At 63.0% G+C, this 17,056-nt stretch carries 9 protein-coding genes and 1 CRISPR repeat array; of the genes, 3 read left to right on the forward strand and 6 right to left on the reverse strand.

The window, feature by feature from the left end; all coding sequences use genetic code 11:
- Window positions 1-69: 69 nt before the first annotated feature.
- Genes ACW73L_RS03410 through ACW73L_RS03420 form a run of 3 tightly spaced genes read left to right on the forward strand, consistent with a single transcriptional unit; the run spans window position 70 to window position 7,897 of the window.
- Window positions 70-5,592, forward strand: coding sequence for a phage tail family protein (locus tag ACW73L_RS03410; RefSeq protein ID WP_498920001.1), 5,523 nt, complete (start codon window positions 70-72; stop codon window positions 5,590-5,592).
- Entirely contained in the window at window positions 5,589-6,563 is a 975-nt protein-coding gene (locus tag ACW73L_RS03415; protein WP_498920002.1) for a hypothetical protein, read from the forward strand. The genes ACW73L_RS03410 and ACW73L_RS03415 overlap by 4 nt, the downstream gene beginning before the upstream one ends.
- Before the next feature lie 2 nt (window positions 6,564-6,565).
- Complete coding sequence (locus ACW73L_RS03420) at window positions 6,566-7,897, forward strand: eCIS core domain-containing protein (protein WP_498920003.1); 1,332 nt, start codon at window positions 6,566-6,568, stop codon at window positions 7,895-7,897.
- Window positions 7,898-7,940: 43 nt separating this feature from the next.
- Here the strand turns inward: ACW73L_RS03420 and ACW73L_RS03425 are convergent, their stop codons facing one another.
- From ACW73L_RS03425 to cas1, 6 genes are all read right to left on the reverse strand, one after another.
- On the reverse strand, window positions 7,941-8,987 hold the full coding sequence (locus ACW73L_RS03425; protein WP_498920004.1) for a sigma-54 interaction domain-containing protein: 1,047 nt from the start codon (window positions 8,985-8,987) through the stop codon (window positions 7,941-7,943).
- A gap of 279 nt (window positions 8,988-9,266) precedes the next feature.
- Entirely contained in the window at window positions 9,267-10,475 is a 1,209-nt protein-coding gene (locus ACW73L_RS03430) for a cytochrome P450 (RefSeq protein ID WP_498920006.1), read from the reverse strand.
- A gap of 523 nt (window positions 10,476-10,998) precedes the next feature.
- A complete protein-coding gene (locus ACW73L_RS03435) occupies window positions 10,999-12,549 on the reverse strand; it encodes a choice-of-anchor tandem repeat GloVer-containing protein (RefSeq protein WP_498920007.1) in 1,551 nt (516 codons plus the stop codon).
- 554 nt (window positions 12,550-13,103) lie between these two features.
- A CRISPR array of direct repeats spans window positions 13,104-14,817; the repeat unit is 36 nt; unit sequence GTCTTAATCCCTTCTTAATCAGGTCTCGGTTCAAAC.
- Window positions 14,818-14,963: 146 nt separating this feature from the next.
- Entirely contained in the window at window positions 14,964-15,308 is a 345-nt protein-coding gene (gene cas2 / locus ACW73L_RS03440) for a CRISPR-associated endonuclease Cas2 (protein ID WP_498920009.1), read from the reverse strand.
- A 17-nt stretch (window positions 15,309-15,325) separates the two neighbouring features.
- On the reverse strand, window positions 15,326-16,099 hold the full coding sequence (locus ACW73L_RS03445; RefSeq protein WP_498920010.1) for a hypothetical protein: 774 nt from the start codon (window positions 16,097-16,099) through the stop codon (window positions 15,326-15,328).
- On the reverse strand, window positions 16,096-17,055 hold the full coding sequence (gene cas1 / locus ACW73L_RS03450) for a CRISPR-associated endonuclease Cas1 (protein WP_498920011.1): 960 nt from the start codon (window positions 17,053-17,055) through the stop codon (window positions 16,096-16,098). The genes ACW73L_RS03445 and cas1 overlap by 4 nt, the downstream gene beginning before the upstream one ends.
- Window position 17,056 lies beyond the last annotated feature (1 nt).

A 17,056-nucleotide genomic window follows, 5' to 3' on the forward strand; every position in this document is an offset into this window, starting at 1 on the left:
CGTGCCCAGGAGGCCGAGGCTGGCCTGGACAGAGACCGGGCAGCATCGGCTCATCCTGATTCCGAGGGAATGCCACGCTATCTCGGGACGGGGACGGTCGCCGGATTGCCGATGTCAGCCGCGATCAGTAGCACCACGCACGCTGAACCAGAGGCTGGGGATAGGACACACGACACGCTGGCCCTGGCTAGCGCCGAAGCGCGCGTTAACGAACTGATTTGCGAGCAGGAGGATGCGCTCTTCAGCGAGCCGGCGGCGGAGATTTCCGAGGCGGCGACGCATTCCGGCCGACCGCTCAACGACACCGACATCAGGGGAGCAAGGGAGCAGGAAGAAATCACATGGGCTCAACCACGCGCTGCCATCAAGAGAGGGGATGGCAACGAAGACGACGATGAAGAGCACACCGAGGACCGACTTGAGCCGATCGACAGTGAGGCTGCTGCGGGCGCTGGAGACGCAGCAGAGGAAGGCAACATAGACAACGAGGCCCAGGGGTCCGATGTTGCCGACGGGGCGAGTGGCGACGAAGCGGGCAGTGGGTCCGCCGCAATGCCGGGTGCCGCGGGTGAAGGGGGCATGAGCACGGCTGCCGACGATCCCCTTGCCGTTCTGGCGACAGGTGACATTTCGCTGATCGATACGGAACTGGCGGAACATCAGCGTTGGGGGGCCTCAGCAGAGCGAGTTGGCACGGCGGGCAGTGCCGACCGTGCTGCGTTTATCCTCGATCGCGCCGGCTCGGGTGCACTCGGAGGCTTTGGCCATGGCGCCATGATGGGAGCGGCGATCGGGGCCGGCACACAGGCTGTCGAGATCGCCGCCGCCAGGCTTGTCGGCCGCCTTGCAGGACCGGCACTGGCGCGCAGTTTTCCCCTGCCGGGCATCGGCGCGGTCGTCGGGGGTGTCTTCTCGGTCATCGATCTCGCAACGCGCGACTGGGGGCGGACCGGTGAGACGATCGGCCGTTTCGGCGAAGGGGGCTCGATCTACGAGCAGCTGGCGAACAGTATCGCCGCAATCTCCGAGATCATCGGCATTGCAACGGCGGTACTGAATGTGATCGCCGGAGTAATCGGCGCAATCTCCATCGCGATGTGGGTCATCACCGTCCTGACAGTCGGCGTAGCCTCCCCATTGGCAGCCACGCTTTCGACCATCGCCGGCGCCATCGGCATCGCCACGATGGTGCTAGACGGTATCAACGCCCTCGTGCTTCAGCGGCTGGTCACTTTGTTCCGTGCGCTGCATACCTTCACTAGCCAGGCCGACCCGACCGATGTCGAGGCTCAGGGCGCCCGCATCGGCGAAGCTGCCGGAGCCAGTGCGGGGTTCATTGGCGGCATGGCAGGGGGCCTGACAGGGGCAGGGATGACCGGCGCCGGCGCGCGCCGCTTGGGCTTGCATGAACCGCCACCACGCGTGGCCGACGTCGAGCCTCCAAGGCCCGCAACGGGTGATGGCCCAAGCATTACTGCCGATCCCCCTCCTCCACCGGAGGGTATCCCCAACCGTGCCGACAGGCCCGCGGTACCGCCACCGGAATCGACCGCTACACCGCGCCGCATCAATGACGCGACCGCAGAAGCACCACCGCCCGTGGAAGGAGGAGCATCGACATCGAGCACCCCTACCCTGCCGCTCATCGATCCGAACGCGCCAACCCTACCGCCGGTGGACCCCCACGCACCAACGATACCAGCCGCCAAGCCGCACTCGCCGACCGTGCCGGCGGCGGAAGCCCCTGGCGCGTCTCCTCGCCGAATTGTTGACACCGGAGTCACCACGGGCGGGGCCGTCCCTCCCGACTATCACCCCCAGGGCTGGGTACCCCCCGAAGTGGATGTGCCGCCGCCCGGCCACAGGCCGGTTGACCCCGGACCGCCCTTAAGGCCGGGAGAAACACGCAATCCGGCGGAAGCCTTCGTGCCGGACCAAGCCGCTGTAGGGGAAAACTGGCTGTACAACGAGCCGGTTCCAGATCGCGGCACCGTCGGCACCAACGTTCAACGGGATCACGTCATAGCGCAGGCCAAGTTGCGGGACGTCACGCAGGGTCCGCCTGGGGCGCAGGCGCCAGCGGGCGCCTTGCGTCCGATCGATCAGGCGACGGTGGCTACCGTATTGGCCGAAACGGGTGCAGCAACGCCGACACGACCGGCTCTACCGCACACCGAAGTGACGTTCCATGGCCCGAACGCTGACGTCCCGCAAATCAACAATCTTCGCTCGGGAGGAGGATCAGGACACATCTCGACGGATATCGTCGGACCGAGTCGCGAAGCACGCATCGCGGCAGGGTATCCCGAAGCAGCCGTGGACCGCGGGTGGGTCGACCAACTCGGGCGGGCGGGTGAACAATACCGGCTCGGCGAGGTGAATGAGGCCTTGGCCGGACTTGAGCGCGCCGAGGGACGTCCGGTCACGCCCGACACCCCCCTGGACATGGCTGCACTGGATCGCGAGTTGGATGCGGCCTTCCCCACACCGCCCGCCAGCACCCCGGGCGCACCCGGCAAGCCGGCCGTGTGGACCGTAAAGGACCGAGTGACAGGAGAGCCGAGACCCGCTAGCGGTGCTGAAGTGATGGATGCAATCGCACGCGATCGGCGCGGCGGACCCACCGTAGGAGAGCAGGCGGTACTGGTGCCCCCGGACACCGTTACGCCGCGTGGCAACTCGGCCCCCGAATTGGTTCAACCGTCGGCTACGGACGTGGGCCCCCGCCCGGTTGAGGAACGACCTCGCGCACCAGCAGCCCAGCCGACCCGTAGCACTCGCCCCCTGACACGCGCGGAATTCGAGGCGCATGCCCGCGTTCTGTCCGAGCAGTTCGGGGTACCCCTGGACCGCATCCGACCTGGGGAGTTCACGGCCTTTCATCCCGGCGCAACACCGGCTGACGGCTATATCACCATCGGTCCCGATGTGAATCCGCTACCTGCCAGCGAGCGGCCAGCGGGATTGGCGAATCCCGCTAACGCGGCGCTGGAACCACAGGCCGTGTTGGCACACGAAGCCCTCGGTCATCGAGACGCAGAGTTGGCTGGCCAAGTGCGGCCGCCGGATCACCGACCCGGGGTCACCGATCCGAACTGGCATGAAGAGTTTCAGGCCAGCATCCGTGCCGCGCTTCTCGATCCTGCCCTGACACCCGACCAGCGCTGGCAATTACTGCTCGATGCACAGGCCCGCCGACGCCGTGCACCGGATGGCGACACCGTTTTTGTGTGGACCGGATCGCTGCGGGGCGCGGAGACCCAGACCGCTCCTGCAGCGCCCAGACCGGCATCACACTTTCGGCCACAGGACCAGTTGCCGAGCATCATCATTAATTTGGACACGCCCGGCAGCCCAGCCGCGAGCCCTGGTAGAAGCGCCGCACAGGGCACAGCGCCTGTCGTAGCCGAGGTTGGGGGCACGGCTGCTCCACGCCATGCAATAGATCCAAATGCCAAACTGCCCGAACCCAGGCTGAGCCAGCGCCGCCCAAGCCCGGGCGGCCTAATCGTCGCAGAGTCACGTCGCCCGGGGTTCGATGACCTCAGCGGCCTGGAAATCGACACCGTTATCGACACGCTAAGCCCGGATGCCAGTGGCCGAATCGCGGCGACTTCCGATACTTTTTTCGAGCTGCCGGCCGGGCCCGATACGTCGCCAGGGGGACCACCATCCCACGGCCTCCAAGACGTTCGTATCCGCACCGGGGCCGATCCGACCAAGATCCAGTATCACGAAAATATGGAATTCTCCGGTGTGCACCATGTTCGGGTTGCCGATGCCGCGAACATCGGCCCCGGAGAAAGGGGCGGCGGGCGTGGCAGCTCCGGTTCGCCGAGAACTGTCGGGAGTGTGCTTCCCGACGATCCAGCTCGCGTCCTCACAACGGCCGTGCCGCAATACGGACCCGCATCATCGAAGGCGGGCCAACCGCTGCCGTTAGAGGTCCGATTGCATTCCGCTAACCCCAGCCTGACGCTGGCAGCCAAAGATCCGCATGCGTACTCGCGTTTTAACGCGACAGTCCAGATCAACACCAGCAAGACCACCCGTTACCTGCTTCCGGACGGACGCTGGGTGTCGATGACCAGTCCCGACATCGGACCCGCCCACTTCCCGGCAGGGGGACGGTATCGGGGTCCTGCCGGTCTCGGCGAAGTGCCCGGTATTCCGGGCGGTGTCCCGACGCCACGGCCCATCACGGACACCGGGCCCGGCGTCCCCGCGGTGCGCCCAAGCACGGCGACTGCAACGCCCTCCCTCAGCAATCCGGTGACCGTGCACCCGCCCGGCATCGCTGCGGTTTCGGCTGCTACGGCTGGAACTCGCCGCACTGAGACGCCACCACACGACCTGGCAACGACTTCTATCAAAACCGGCGCTGATACCGGAGCCATTACAGCGGGATCATCCGTTGCGGCGCGGGCTGCGCCGCGTGCCAGTGCAACCAGTAGATCAGCAGTCTTCGCTGGCGGCGTCCGCTACGCTGCCAGTACTTACCTCGATACCGCGGCACCCGCTGCACGTGCCCTCCACAGCGCCTATTTCGGAAGCGGCACGCGCGAGTCACGCATCGCGCGCGGTAGCACCGCGGGCACGGTGCTCGGTGCGGTAGCCGGCGGACCAGTTGGAGCATACATCGGCCATGAAGTGGGCGCTGGCGTCGCGCGCCGCGCCGAAGATTTCAACGCCGGTATGGAGCGCGGCGCCCAACCCATAGTCGAGCCCGTGAACCCAGCCTATCCGCCGCCGCCGGGCAACGGCACACGCCAGGATATCGCGGACATGCAAAACCGGCTGCTGGCCATCCTTCGCGCCCGAGCTCAGGCTGAATCGCTCGAAGGGATGATGTGTCGCGATGCCGAACACCACGAAGCCAACAGCGCGTCGCTCTCGGCACTGAATACGCGAACGGGGGAAACCATTACCGCCACCGAAGCCCACGAGCAAGCCGTTGCGCAGCGCACGACCGCCAACCAGCGCCAGCAAACCGAAGAGAGCAACGTCACCTCGGCGCTTGGAGACTACGCGAACCGTTCGGCGGGCCTAGCCGTGATCAAGACGCCGCTGGAGGCCTTTACCGCGTTCACCTATCTGGCGCATGCGCTGCCGGATAGCCCTGACGTGTTGCGCGGTGCGAAGCGCGGCATTCTAAAGATGAATACCGACGGTCAGAACTTCCTCGATGCTCTGAACGGTGTGGATAACGCCGTTGGCGAGCAGGAGTCCGCGCAACCCGAGCGCGAAGGCGTGATCGAGGAAAGCGCCAGAAGGCTGTCGGAAACCAGCAGTGCGGCGGCTGCATCCCAAGGCCAGCTCGCCGACGCTCAACGCAGCGGTGAAGCCATCGCGGCCCGCAACGAGGCGCGCGTCAGTGACTCGCGGCAACGTGAAGCTCAGGCGGCGCAGACAGGGGCACAACTGGATGGCCAAGCCGATCAAACGCGTACCGAGATCGCCGACCTTTCGGCACAATGGCAGACTTGGGCGCAAGCGCATCGTCAGGCACGAGCCGATGCCATGGCGCAGACTCGCGCGGCCATGATCGGGCAGGGCTGGCAGCCACGTCAGGAGACCAACGGAACCCCATGAATCAAGGCGACCCCACTCTGACCAAAACGGAGCAGAGAGCACAAAACGCGCTTGTGGGCGGAGACTGGCAGGCTGCCGCGCAGCTGCTGCGCAAGGCAGCGACCATGGCGGAGGCACGGCATGACCCCCGACGAGCAGCCCATTGCGAACAGATGGCAGCTGCGCTGTTCCGCGCTGCGGGGTCGCCGGATGAGGCGCTGGCAGCGGCACAACGCATCGCCCAGCGCGATCCGACTTCACCCCAGGCACGCTTCGCGGCACAGGCCGAAACGGCCGAAGCCTTGATGGCAGCAGGCGACCATGCCAAAGCAGCCGCCGCATGGCGAGTCGCCTTGCTCGAGGCGGAGACGCTGAGGCTGCCCGCATGGGCATGCGCCACCGTCATGCGAAGGCTTGCAGCGGCCCTGGCCTACGCGCATGCTCAGGACGATGCGTGGGCCATGCTCGATGCCGCTGCTGAGTTGCAGCGCAGTACCCAGCAGGAAGCGGATGCAGCCTGGATCGACGTCGAGCAGGCGCAGCTGGCCCAATCAGTGGGCAATATTGAGCGGGCACGCTTGGCCGTTCACCGGCCCCGGGTCCAACTCGCGGCAGCGACCGATCCCGCCCTACGGGCAGAGTGCTGGCGTACCGTGGCGGAATGCGCGCTGGCAGAGGGTGATTACAATCTGGCTCGGATTGAAGCCCAACGGGCTCGAGACGCGGCACTGACTGCCGTCGCACCGGTCACGTACTTTGCGGCAACGGTAGCGCTGGCCCGTGCCGCGGAGACGCAAGGCGATCGCGCGACCTGCTATCGAACTCTGGCGACCGCCTGGGTGACGCTCGCCGATTTACTCGGGGAGCCAGTAGCGCAGACATGGGTGGAACCCGTACTGCAGGCTTACCGGTTGGCCTGGGGCCCAGCGGCCTTCGATGCGGTCCGAGCCGAGCATGACCGTGCCCGCCGCGCGGCCCGGCGAGGAGCGTGACCATGCGATTCATACGCTCTCGTTCCTCCAGTGAGAGCAACTCCTCATCCGCCAAGCCGGAACGAGTCCCGGCTGGACAGCCGCGTTACCTGCGCGGCTCCCACCTCCCCTTGCCGGAGACTGTGCAGCAGGCCCTGGAGGAGGCGAGCGGTGTCGACCTGTCGCAGGTTCGGCTGCACGCAGACGGCCCGGCGGACGAGCGAACCCGAAAGCACGATGCCGTGGCACTGACCTCCGGGCAGGATATCTACTTTCGGCAGGGCGCCGGCGAACTGGATACCGAGGCCGGCCGGCACCTGCTTTTGCACGAACTGACACACGTGCTACAACAGAAGGGTGATGTACCCTTTGCGAGTGACACCGACCTGGAGAACCTTGAGTTCGAAGCGGACCGCGAGAGCGAACGGTGGCAACGTGGGGAGCGACCACAGGTTTCGGCCGCACCCCGCGGCGTATCACAGTGCCAGCCAGCCGGCAGCGGCGGTCCTGCAAAACCCGTCACCGCAGCGCAGGCGGCGGCCCTGCAACCTCCGTTGTACACCGATTACTTCGATGAAGTGGTACCCGGCGTGCTGGAAGCGGTCGAGCAGAACGGCGAGTTGCCTCCGGATCATGCCTTGTGGCTCCTTATCCAGTCATACGGCGAACAATCGCCGCTCTCGGTCAACAAGGACAAATCGGTCAACTACTACCTGCCGTCGAAACATCACAATCGCCTGTTCAACGAGCACGCTCGCGTTACGACAGATCCTGTCACCCATAAAAAGACCGTCGTACCGGGGCAGGAGCGCCCCGGCATTTCCATCTACAACCTCCCACAAAAGGAGTTCATCGACGGCCAGTGGGTCACTGCATCCAGCCCCACCTTCGGCTACGACAGTCCGGCGCGATCCACGGCGCATCACCTGGAGTTGCTCAAAGAGCACCGTACCGGCGTTTGGAACGCCCTAAAGAATGGAAAGTCGTTCGAAGGATTTGTCGATGCGCTGCATTCCTCCGGCTATGCGACCGAACCAGCCTACGTCGTCAAGTTGAAGTCCTTGCAGAATCAGGTGCGCCTGGAGGTCACCCGGTGGCTGGCTTTCCGCCTGCCGGAATTGCGGAAGCGGGTCGAGCGCATGGTTGCGTATTGCGAGTTCCTTGAAGAACAACGAGCAATGTGGGCTCGTCGGCTGCGCGAAGAGGCCGATCCTGTCGGGGCGAACGCGCGGGAAAGCGCCCGCATCGACGCACTGGCTATCGACATGCGCCGGGAACTCGATCAACGGCGCGCGGATCTCGCCCGTCTCGAGCGGTTTTCCGCGTCGCTGAGGCCCAGACCACCGTCACCCTGATCCGTTAACGGTGGCGGGAGCTTGATCGCCGGGGGCCCCCGGCCTACAGATACTCCAGCCGGTCTATCCCGTATTTCTTGATCAGCCGGCCGAAGGTGCGGCGCTCCTTGTCGCAGCGCCGGGCTGCCTCCGATACGTTGCCGCGACTCTCCGACAGGGCCCAGCGGACGAAACTCCGCTCGAATTCCTCGATGACGCGCTCCTTCGCCCGCCGAAAGCCAAGGTCGTAACAGACGCTGCAGGCCGCCTCGAGCGTACTGCCAGTGGATGGGCTCGACCCGAACTCAGGCTGTACCCGCACCAGATGGGTATCGCTGAGGATAAAGCTGCGGTGCATGACGTTCTCCAGCTCACGTACATTGCCGGGCCATCCATAGGTCGTCAAACGTGGCACGGAGGCCTCGGCGAGCATCTTGGCGCCGGCACCGTATTGCCGGGAAAAGCGTTGCAGGAAGTGGGCGGCCAGCCGCGGGATGTCCTCGCGCCGCTCACGCAGGGTCGGCATGCGCACGGTGGCCACCTGCAGTCGATACATCAGGTCGCTGCGGAATTCGCCCGCCGCCACGATTTCACCCAGTTCGAGATTGGTTGCCGCAATGACCCGCACGTCGGCCTTGATGGGCTGGCGTGCGCCCAACGGCCGAAAGAAGCCGTCTTGCAGGAAGCGCAGCAGCGACACTTGCGCCTTGGGCGACAGCGCCTCGACTTCATCCAGGAACAGCGTCCCCCCCTCGGCATCGCCGACCAATCCGCGGGTGCTCTCGCGGCCGTCGGTGAAGGCCCCCTTCGAATGCCCGAACAGCTCGTTTTCGACCAGCGAATCCGGCAAGGCGCCGCAGTTGATCGGAATGAAGGGGCGGTTGCGCCGGGGACCCAAATAATGAATCGCGCGTGCCGCGAGTTCCTTGCCGGTGCCCGTCTCGCCGGAAATAAGGACGGTCGCCGGACAATCGGCATACCGAGCGATCAACGACAATGCCTCGCGAAACGCGGGCGCCTCGCCGATCAGGTTGAGCTCTTCGAAGATCTCCACGCTGTTCCCCCCGGGAGTCTTACGCCGCGCGGCGATGCCGGCTTGACTCCACAACAACGGCTATTGACTCGCTGCGAGACACCGGCGGCACCCCCTGCGCCGATGACATCGCACCTCCAGCGACCCGATCTCACGCTCTCACCTGCAGCCGAACGACACGCCTTCTGCACCCGGTCAGACTCGGGACTCGCGGCAGTTTAGCGGTGGGCATAGGCCATGGTCGATACCCAGAGTTACGGAGAAGGAGGGTCGCCAGACGCTTGACTGGACATGGCCGAATGCGCTTGACGCTTGGCAATCGGGCACTGTCGGATGCGGTAGCGCAGCAGACCTGGGCTACCAGCTTACTGGCAGGGCCTCCAGCCCCCGGATGGTCAGTGTCGGCTTCCAGCGCAGGCCATCCGGATTCTCGGGACGCAAGCCCGGCAAGCCGCGCAGGATCGTCGCCAATCCGGATTCCAGCTCGATGCGCGCGAGCCGGGCACCGAGGCAGTAGTGGATGCCTCCGCCAAAAGCCAGTGCCTTCGGCTCGGTAGATGGCCGACCGAGACGGAAGCGATCGGGCTCGGCATAAACCGCCTCATCGCGGTTCGCGGCCCCAAGGTTCACGTAGATGAGCCCGCCGGCCGGCACAGCGATTTCCTCGACCGACAGGTCCCGGAACGCCGTGCGCGCCGCGATGTGGACGGAGGATTCGTAACGCAGGCTTTCCTCGACCGCAGCGGCGAGCAGTTGCGGGTCAGTCCGCACCGCCGCCAGCTCGGCCGGATGGCGAAACAGACTCCACAAGGCATTCCCGAGCATGTTGGCCGTGGTCTCATGACCGGCCAGGAACAGCAAGGTGATGTTGGCGATGATTTCGTCCTCGCTGAGACGATCGGTCCCTTCCTCGGCCCGCAGCAGCAGCGAGATCAGATCCGAGCCCGGCGCCCGACGTCGTTCCGCGAGCAGGAGGCCAAAATAGTCCTCGAACAGCTCGGCCGCGCGGTTCGCCGCGGCAAGTTCCGGGGGGTTCAGGGGCGTTATCTCCAGCACCTTGACGAGCGCCTGCGTCTCGCGTTCGAACAGCGGCCGATCCGTCTGGCCGAGATTCATCAGCGCGCAGATCACGGCGATCGGGAACGGGTAGTTAAAGGCGCTGACGAGGTCCGCCGTCCCCCGCCCGCTCAAGCCTTCCAGCAAGCGCTCCGCTTCGGTCGTCGCCAGACGCCGCAGTTCCGCGGCCTGTTTGACGCCGAAGGCCTTGCTCAGAAGCGTCCGCAACCGGGTATGCTCGGGCGGGTTCATCAGCAGCAGGAAGCGCCCGACCATGCGGAACGCCGGCTCGTCCATAATGGGCGGCCCATAACGACGTACCGCACTGGCGGCGAAATCGCGGCCCAGCCCTGGATTGCGCAAGACGGCATCGGCCACCCCATAGCGCGTGACCAGCCAGACCCCTGCCGCCAGCGGCACCAGCGGCCCCATATCCCGAAGCCGCGCATAGGTCGGATATGGGTCGGTGAGGAAGTCGGGGTTGGCGAGATCGATGGGTTGGAAGCTCATATTTGGTCACTGCACCGTTTTGCGGAAGTCTTGTTTCCTGCTGCTGCGCGGCTTCTTCCACCACAGGGGCAATTCATGAATTGCCCCTGAACGCCTCCATGATAAGGTCTCTGTTCGAAGTCAATCGAACCAAGTCTTCGCACCCGTCATTTCCAGAACCTTCGGCTGGTCATTCGCACAACCTTTAGCCGTTTATTTCCGCAACCATCGAGATCAGCGTTCCCGCCAAAGCGGGCATCCAGTCTCGGGTCAAATCCCGCGGGCCTCTGTGTCGAGCTTGAGCGCAAACCTTACTGCTCGGAAACACAGTAACGCCATCCCAGTGCGTATCGGAAATCGGGATGGCGGGTGAATAGGGCCACGATGGCGGGACGTTTTTGCAAGCGACAAAGCGCTGCGAAGACGAGGAGCGCTTCCCGCGCCCCCCGCCTCCGGTAAAGGGCGCGGCGCCCAAACCGGTCATGTGCGGCTCACCCGCGAAAGGGTTCCGGAAGCGGAGGTAGTGTGCTCCGGTTATCTGACCTCAACGGGATACCACTGGGAACGGGAGCGCCGTTTGCACTGCTGTCCCGCCGGACAGAGTGACCACGATATTGCCGGTCACGCTGCCGGTGGGGACGGTCACCGTGAGGAAGGTGTTGGCTAATGCCTGGATGCTTGATGGGTCCGCATGCACCGGCCCGAAGGCCACGTCGGTGACCAGTGACTTGCCGGTGGCGTCGGTAAATCCTTGCCCGAGCAACCCGATCGTTTGGCCCACGCTACCGGCCTGCGGCACCGCGAAGACCGTCGCTTGTGGAGCCGGTGAAACCGGCGTCAGTTTGTAGATGACGCCGTAGCCCGACGGTTGCGTGGCGGTCGCCGTACTGCCGCCGTGCACGGTCGTGCCGAACACGTTCCCATTGGTGTGCAGCAGGAGTGTCGATTGTGGCGTCGCACCTTCGGCTGGCTTACCGAAACCAAGTAAATATTCGATGTTGGCATATGGAAAGTCATTCGAGAGATGAAACAAGTAGAGCGAACCTGCGTGAGCGGCTTGTTGACTACCGGCACCCACAAAGCCTTCTAACGCTGGGACTAATGTCAAACCAGCCGTTGGGTTCATGGTCGTCAGGTCGTCGAAGACTCGTATCTGGACGGATACCGGCGGCGTGAGCTTGACATAGAAGGCAGAGCCGTAATCAAGCCCAGGACCCCCACTCGTATCGTAGCCGTACGTGGTGCCCCAGAATGCCCCTTGATAATCTCGGGTCAGCGGACCGTTGGGCTTCGCGCTTTCATTTTTGGGATGCTCGTGATCAAACAACTGGAAGGTATGCAAAACCGTCAGTCCATTCTTCGGGTCGAAACGGAAGAAGGTGCCGTACGGGTTCGGTCCTTCGGTCGTTGGCCCGCCGAAGGTCGCCGTGCCGTACAGCTGGCCATCCAGGCCGATCGCCAGCGGTCCCATCGGATGGGTCCCATCGGTAGGCTGGAAGTTGTGCAGAACCTTGAAGCTGCCACCCTTGGGTCCTATCTGATACAAGGTACCGTCGTTACTCGAGCCACCCGACGACATTACCCCGTAAAATAGGCCATTGGCTCCTTGGATGGGAGGGCTCTCCGGCTTCGCGCCCTCAGCCGGTGACAGCAACCGCAACGTGTGCGGCTTGCCGGTCGACGACAGCTTGAAGATTGCTGCCTGACCCTTCCCTGTGCCCTGACTGGTTCCATACAACAAACCGTCGGCGCCTAAGGTCAGGCCCCCCTGGGGATGGCAGAGCTTCGGCGGAAAGTCGTAAATCTTCTTGAAAACGGCTCGATTCGGGCTTAGCCGGAAGGCTGTCCCGCAGCCATGTTGGCCGCCGTCCGGAGTGGTTCCATACACATTGCCATCACGTCCCTGGGCGAGCAGCCCCGTCGCGCTGGGGTAGGCGCCATCGGCTTGCGAGAAACTGTGGGCAACGGAGTAGACGATAGGCGGCGGATCAGCGGTTACTGGCGGAGCCCAAAAAATGGTGCCGGATAGAGCTAGGCCGACCGTTATTGCATTACGCAGCGAATTTGCCGTCGGGATCATTGTGAATGCGTCCATCGTGATCTCCTGATAGGGTAAGGCTATTTGAAGGGCATCCGACGCCCCCGCACTCCTGGGGCAGGCATCGTGACGGTCATTCCCATCATTGACTCTGGGCTCCTCATAAGGGCCTGGCCGGCCCATTCGTCCGCGGCGACGGGTCGTCGCTCGTCGGTGAAGGCGGCCTGAGACGGGGCCTTCTGACGGGGGCTTTCGCCGCCCCTTTGCGATGGGCCAGCGAACAAGCGGCTGATGATTGGGCCGGACACAAGGCGCCTGAACGCCGTTCACTCGTCTAGTTGGGTTCCAACCACGCAACGGGTCCGGGGAACCCCGGCTGGGATACTTGTGGAGAAAGTTAGCAGAAGATCTCGTGCCTGGGCGACAAACCCGCCAACCCAGACCAGCCAAAAACTGAGGGTTGCGGTCGGGACGGGAGTTACGTCCGCCCCCAGTCAGATCTGGGCGAGCGGCACTACCGCAGACGGTTCCTAGCCCCCCGACCCACCCCTGCTTATATCAGGTCTCGGTTCAAACGCGGATAACGACGCACGCTACCACCGGGCGGCATAGTCTTAATCCCTTCTTAATCAGGTCTCGGTTCAAACCCGCTTGGTCGAAACACTCCGCGCTGAAATCAGCGGTCTTAATCCCTTCTTAATCAGGTCTCGGTTCAAACTACACAGATGGTCAAGCTGCCCGCGTGACGTGGGGTCTTAATCCCTTCTTAATCAGGTCTCGGTTCAAACTGAATTCCTTGTTAACTATGCCGCAGTAAAAGCGTCTTAATCCCTTCTTAATCAGGTCTCGGTTCAAACTAAATGCGTTCTCTCCGATCGCTACGCCTCCACCGTCTTAATCCCTTATTAATCAGGTCTCGGTTCAAACAGAAACGCTTACTTGCGTGCCTCATAAGGGCCTGTCTTAATCCCTTCTTAATCAGGTCTCGGTTCAAACATGAAAAACGTGCTGGCTTTGTTGGTATTGGCGGTCTTAATCCCTTCTTAATCAGGTCTCGGTTCGAACTTACACCAAGGACGTGGTCCTTGGCCAATTCATCGTCTTAATCCCTTCTTAATCAGGTCTCGGTTCAAACAATTACTAGGAATTGATCCAAGCCAGTTTGCCCGATCTTAATCCCTTCTTAATCAGGTCTCGGTTCAAACCGACGATGCCGTAAGACAAGCCGCACAAGCCGCACGTCTTAATCCCTTCTTAATCAGGTCTCGGTTCAAACCGCCGGGAAAGTATCAATGCGACCGCCAAAGCAGGTCTTAATCCCTTCTTAATCAGGTCTCGGTTCAAACCTTGCGGGGCACCGCGGTACGGGTAAAACGTCATTGTCTTAATCCCTTCTTAATCAGGTCTCGGTTCAAACAATCCGGCGACGCTGGCCAAAGTAGTGGACCTTGGTCTTAATCCCTTCTTAATCAGGTCTCGGTTCAAACATGGCGCACGGGCGAATATGACTTCTGAAAACGCCGTCTTAATCCCTTCTTAATCAGGTCTCGGTTCAAACGCTGGAACTGCGCCTATACGAACCGGCAGAGGAGTCTTAATCCCTTCTTAATCAGGTCTCGGTTCAAACTTTGACCACAACGGGCATCAGGTACAAGTCTACGGGTCTTAATCCCTTCTTAATCAGGTCTCGGTTCAAACCGTCTGGGAGGATTCAGGACGCTATTTTTGGGGTGTCTTAATCCCTTCTTAATCAGGTCTCGGTTCAAACCGCATGCTCCGCACCGAACCCGGTTGTGATCCGCGTCTTAATCCCTTCTTAATCAGGTCTCGGTTCAAACGGATAAAAGACTGCATGGTGTTCAACGGCACCGGGTCTTAATCCCTTCTTAATCAGGTCTCGGTTCAAACCCGGGATTGGTCCCAACCGTGACACTTGGGACTGGTCTTAATCCCTTCTTAATCAGGTCTCGGTTCAAACTCCTCAAGTCCCACAACCTCACCACCAAGCAGGTGTCTTAATCCCTTCTTAATCAGGTCTCGGTTCAAACCCACGATACTCGTTTATGTGGGTCGCGTGCTGAAGTCTTAATCCCTTCTTAATCAGGTCTCGGTTCAAACTCACGGAGCGCCGCAAGGTGTCAGGCTATCAAAGTCTTAATCCCTTCTTAATCAGGTCTCGGTTCAAACGTAAGCGGAAGCTAACTATGATCATGAAATTGGTCTTAATCCCTTCTTAATCAGGTCTCGGTTCAAACGCCGGAGACCTACCATGATCACACGCAACCCATTGTCTTAATCCCTTCTTAATCAGGTCTCGGTTCAAACTCCTCCATCATTTTTTCCTATACGGAATATGCAGTTACAAGCACCCTTGCAGAAAAAATGCAACATCGAAAAGGCACCGATTTTGCTTGGGGCTGGAGCGGTGGATTTCCGCTCTGCCATGATGGTGTCCCAAAGGCCGGGCGCGGTCAATCGTCGTCGCCGCGGCGGCGCGGCCGCCTGGAACGGCGGCGTCCCGGCTGGTCGCCGGGACGTAACAGATCGCCACCAAGAGCGATCAGCAGCACATCATCCGGGTATTGCTGCCGTCCGTAGGTAATGCGTTCCGGGTCGGTAGGCAAGGGGTAGGCGCGGACATCGTCGACACGTGAGTCGATCAACTCGGTCAGTTCCGCCAGCAGCCATTTGAGACGGCGGGGTGTCAAGGGGACTGTGAACACCGAATACTGAACCGGAAATCCCTGATTGCGCAGAAAACGGTGGACGCGGATCAGACGCCGGGGATCCCGGATGTCGTAACAGACCAGCGTCATCCGGGGTGCTGACGAACTCACGTCTGTAAGGCCACCAACCAGCGGTGGAAGCGGTTGATGAGGCTTTCGCGCAGGAACTCGCAGCGCTCGCGGCGCCGTTCGAACAGGGCCACGGCTTCCGCCCGGGTGGGTAGCGCACAGACCGCGTGCCACTCGACCTGGCTCTGCACCCAGTACAACCGCGCCAATTGGAAATCCCAAAAGAGAACCTCGGCGAAGTCGCGAGCCAGGTTGAAATTGGGCATCGTCACGGTGTCGAGATCGACGCCACGCCGGTGCAGGCCATCGGCGGCGAAGGGCAACAGTTGGCAGAACAGTTCGCGCCCCAGGACCTGCCAGGCCGGCGCGGCCAGCAGATCGTGCGCCGCCTTGTCGAGCAACTGTCGCATTTCCGGCGCCGACACGCTGCGATATTCCGGCAGACACGCGCGATGGGCGATGCTCCGCGCGGCCATCCGGTCCATGCCGGCGCGCCAATTCGCATACAAGGCTGGCCAGTCCGGGCGCACCAGCAAATCGGACAGTCGCTGCGCCAGTTCCTGGCGTTCCGACGGCTGCCCGCACATCCGCGCCACGACGCGAGCATCGCCGTCCTGGAAGGTCACACAGATCCCGGCGCGCGCGCAGGCCAGCAGCGCTTCGAGGCTCCAGTCGGTCTGTTCGTCGGCCAGCACCCGCGACAGAACGCGCAGCGGAAACCAGCGATCGGAACAATTGGGCTGGCTCACCCGCAGCGCCGGGCCGTCGAGCCGCACCGAGAGTTGCGTGCCGTAGAGATACAGCGGCTTCATGGCTCAGCCTGCACGAGCCGCCGCGCCAGCGCGTTGGCGTACACCCGCAACAGACGCCGAAAGGGCCGCGCCTGTATCTCCCACGCCGGATAGAAGATCGCGCGTCCGGTCTTGGTCATCAGGCATCCGCCGGCATCGGTCGCAAAATGGTCCCCCCGCAAGTCGCGGTCGGCGAACAAACGCCACACCCACTCGTCGACTTTCGGTCGCAGGGGCTCGATCAGGTCCGAGGCCAGCGAGGCCCGGTTGTGGGCCGGCTCATGGTAGAAGCCGATCATCGGGTCCAGACCGGCCGTGTGCGCCGCCGCGACCGCATCGAAATGCAGCAGGGTGTACGCCAGCGACAGCGCGGCATTGACGGGATCGCGCGGCGGGCGCCGATTGCGGGCGGTAAAGCCCAGCGAGTCCGGGAACAGCGCGGCGTAGGCCGCGAAATGGGCGGCTGCGCCCGCCCCCTCCAGACCGTTGAGCCGGGTCAGTGTGAGCGGGAGCGCATCGGCCGAACGATCGATCAAGGTCGCCACAAGGCCCCGCAGCGTCTCCCCGCCCTTGTGCAACGGCAGCGGAGCATCCGGGCGGCGCCGTTCCGCCCGCTCCAGCAAACGCAGCGAGGCGCGCAGCTTGGCCAGCACCAAGGTCCGCGCCAGGCGCAAGCGTTCGTCCGGGTCGTGATGCCAGCGGTACTGGGCTATACGCCGGTCGACATCCCCGTGCGGCTTGCCGAGCAGCATCGCGGCCTGCCGGCTATGCCGGCCGGTCAGCACGCACAGCCCGATCCCTTCGTCTGCCAGCAGCGTCAGCACCCCGGTCGACAGCACGGCACTGCCGCGGATCACGACCCGCTCGACCAGATTCAAGGGCAGGGTGGAACGGCGCTCCCCGTTCTCGTACAACGCGAGGTGCTGGCCTTCCGCGCGGATCTCCAGATCCTTCCGATCGATATACAAGGTACCCATG

The organism is Methylolobus aquaticus (genome assembly GCF_054172105.1).